Consider the following 3,146-nt stretch of genomic DNA (forward strand, 5'->3'; position numbering starts at 1 on the left):
TAATAGCTGTTATCCGTAGCTAAAGCTGGAAGTGCAGTAGCCGCGCCACCTGTATCACCAAAAAAGTCAGCGGCATCTATTGTTAAAGTGGCTGCACCTGTAGTTGTAGCAGTTGCTGTATAAAAGAAACGTGAGACGGTCGGACTGGCGGTTACAGTGGTAGTAGCGGCTATAGCGAGTTTCATAATTTGAAGAGGCATAAACGTGTTACCTCCTTTCATGTTCTATCCTTCAATATATGCATTTGTTCCTTCTGAGGAATAGGTTTAATGGCATAAATTTAATTCTGAAAGACTATAACTAAACTAAGTACATCTGTGAAGGAGAGTTTTTCTTGAAGAAAAAATCTTACGGCTRCAATCACTATACAACCTCTTGTTCAACACCTTTTATTAAGCTTCCCGTGTTGCCTCAGCAGGAATTTAGGTATATATTTCCGAAAAAAGTTCGCATCTTTGAATACTATACGGTAGCCGGAGGCAGCAAGCGCATTTTTACAGATCAAGATGCGTTAAAAGAATACGGCACTCAGCATATATTGGATCCTGAGAGCTACTCATACAGTAATCTATTCATAAACGGTGTGTTACAGCCTTCCTCCAATTACAGCGTCCAAAAAGGACTTCTTATCATTAACACAGAGGATATTCCTTTAGAAAAGTCACCCGTCATTTTACAAATGATTAAAGTCATTTAGCTTTCAGCCTTCAAATGCCATGAGCACATGTCCACACATAAAAAAACAAGGTGAACATTAGTCAGTTCCACCTTGCTGTGATTCTTCTTTTTTAACCGGAGCGTCACGCTTGAACATGTGATAGTAGGTAAACCCCAAGCATAGAGCGCCGGCGATTGAACAAAAATATTGCAAAAAACGGACGAAATCCATTGGAATGACCTCCCATTTTCAGTTTCGCTTCTAGTATGTACAGGGAAGTGAAATAATATGTGAAAAAGGGAGGTTTTCTCTTATAGTTCGTATGGTTCTTGAAGAGTAAGGTAAGGCTGCAGATCTTCAAGACCCAGACGCTTATTTAATTGTCTTTTCATTAAATCGTACTGGTAGATGAGGTGAAATTGATTTTTTTTCGGTGTTTCACAGCGAATGTATGTTTCTTGCCCGTTCTTGTCTGTGAAATGAATGGTTAATTCACCGAAATAGCGTTGAACAGGAGCTCCGTGAAGGCCTTTTTCATTTTTGACAACCTTTGAAAATTCTGCTCGTTGAATACGGTTAAATGGAATAATAGCTACTTGATTGATAACAAGACGCTGATCGTACATGTCAATTTTAGATATGGAAATTTGATTAATTCCTTCTGCAAATTTAACATGCCCGTTTACAGAAACAAGCGGTTTGCGATCCTCAGGATCAACAGCGCCTTGAGGCCGCTTAATGACGTAGAAGCTAGCTACGCCAAGTGCTACGATACCAACCACAACAATAAGTGCAAACATCATKTTGCATTCCACCTCCTGAGTATAGATGTGTAATCTGAATTTAACAGCAAGCTGTTTCAGTTGCCATATTGCCTCAACAATGAGGGTAGAGAAAAGCAGTTCGGCAGTTCATTATAAGTATATACATACGTTCGACAATATGGTGTGATATTCCTTCTTATTATGACTTTTTTACGACAAAATGGACAAAACTCTTTTCGAAAATGAAGTGAATCAGTTACAATTTAAGGATAAGGTACCAAATTTCTTTTTTATCTCAAAAAAGTGCAGAAAAGCGTAAAAAATTCTAGGTACTTTCTCATATTTTTACTATTTTTATAGAATTTATTCCAATTTCTAATCCTTTATCGTGTATAATCTCTTGTGTGCAGCATGATATACATAAAGGTGTAAGGAGGCACAGTTCATTGTCTTTATCAGCAAAAAAGATATTATTATTAGTTTTAGTAGTTATATGTTTAGTGTTAGTTGTGATGCAATTCATAAATCGATCAGCAGAGCCGACTTCCGAACAGGCCCAAGAAACACTGAGTAAGCTCCCTGAACAAGAAACCGTTAAAGAAAAAGCAAAGGGCGACGAGGAAGCGCACAAATATCGAGTGTATTATATTACTATTGAAAAAATCGAAAATGGTACATACAGCGGAACAACAAAAGAAGGAACAGGCATTAAATTTTCCGATAAAAATTTAAATGAACCGATTCCAAGCAATTTGAAAAAAGGGGATATCGTTAAAGCATACTTTGATCTTGAATATAGCACCAAAGGTCTAGTCAAAGTAGAAAAGGTAGACGAGATGCCCGATGATGACGAGAGCTCAAGTTAATTGAGCTCTTTTTTTGTATTTTACGAATGTGGTAAAATATTGAATATATAGACGCGGTATAGGGGGAAGAAGATGATAACAGTAATTATAGTAGGAGCGGTAATTCTTTTAGCTTTGATTATTAAAGGGATTGGAAAGCCAAGGGGATTTCGCTTGTATAAAGAGGAGCTTCCAGATGAGCTCGGAATACATGAAGGTAATGGTTTTGAAGATATTGTTCATTCACTAGAAGATTCTTTACCGAAAGCCTATGTTCAACAGGTGAAACAGCGTATGCAAGGGCGAAATACAAAAGACGATGAAGTAGAATGGACGTTTTTTGAGATGAAGCGCTACTTTTTATTAAATGCAGTCATCAAAGACGTACCGATGTTTAGTGCAAAAGTAGATGAAGTGTGGCACGAAATGATCATGTTTACAGTGGATTATAAGCGTTTTACAGAACACTTTTTCAGCCGTTTTTTGCATCACCAGCCAAATGTAGATACAACTCCATCCCCACAGCCGGATAAGCGAGCATTCTTCGATTGGATGTATGCTCATTTGTTTGACATAACGGGCAACAGCCGACTGCTTTGGGGGAAATTTTTTCAGCATCCGCTTGATAAAAGTACACTTCAAGATTTTCAAAGATTGTCAGAAGATGAATTACTAGATCGCTATTTTTTAAGAAACGGCAAATGGGAAAAACAGCAGAGAGCCCTGATTCAAACGTTAAAAGAAGAAATCAATGCTGCTCGAAAAAGAAAAAAAGCAGGCGGATCAACTTATTTTAAAAAAACGGCTAAAAAAGGAAATGTATCAAACGAACTTCTTCTTCAAGGCTTTGTTTTTTATTCTCTCTATAAAGCCACCAAC

The 3,146-nt window shown here is 37.5% G+C and carries 5 protein-coding genes and 1 pseudogene; 3 read left to right on the plus strand and 3 right to left on the minus strand.

Annotated elements, in window-relative coordinates; all coding sequences use genetic code 11:
- Positions 1–221 (minus strand): annotated as a pseudogene (locus AC1DRF_RS20895) (DUF4183 domain-containing protein); the annotation flags it as partial.
- A gap of 113 nt (positions 222–334) precedes the next feature.
- On the opposite strand from AC1DRF_RS20895, the gene AC1DRF_RS20900 reads away from it, so the two are divergent.
- Complete coding sequence (locus tag AC1DRF_RS20900; RefSeq protein ID WP_477741590.1) at positions 335–697, plus strand: DUF4183 domain-containing protein; 363 nt, start codon at positions 335–337, stop codon at positions 695–697.
- A 57-nt stretch (positions 698–754) separates the two neighbouring features.
- Here the strand turns inward: AC1DRF_RS20900 and AC1DRF_RS20905 are convergent, their stop codons facing one another.
- Both AC1DRF_RS20905 and AC1DRF_RS20910 read right to left on the minus strand, forming a co-directional pair.
- Positions 755–889 carry a hypothetical protein gene (locus AC1DRF_RS20905; protein WP_013083673.1) on the minus strand — a complete coding sequence of 45 codons (135 nt, stop codon included), beginning with the start codon at positions 887–889 and terminating at the stop codon, positions 755–757.
- Between the two features lie 80 nt (positions 890–969).
- Positions 970–1,461 (minus strand): hypothetical protein, encoded by a 492-nt coding sequence (locus tag AC1DRF_RS20910; protein WP_013083672.1) that lies wholly within the window; start codon positions 1,459–1,461, stop codon positions 970–972.
- 407 nt (positions 1,462–1,868) lie between these two features.
- Here AC1DRF_RS20910 and AC1DRF_RS20915 point away from each other — a divergent pair, with 407 nt between their 5' ends.
- Together AC1DRF_RS20915 and AC1DRF_RS20920 are read left to right on the plus strand one after the other, a co-directional pair.
- Complete coding sequence (locus AC1DRF_RS20915; protein WP_013057548.1) at positions 1,869–2,288, plus strand: hypothetical protein; 420 nt, start codon at positions 1,869–1,871, stop codon at positions 2,286–2,288.
- A 72-nt stretch (positions 2,289–2,360) separates the two neighbouring features.
- Positions 2,361–3,146: glycine-rich domain-containing protein (locus tag AC1DRF_RS20920; RefSeq protein WP_477741591.1), on the plus strand; the 786-nt coding region annotated here is incomplete at its 3' end.

Source organism: Priestia sp. P5_B4 (assembly GCF_056400385.1).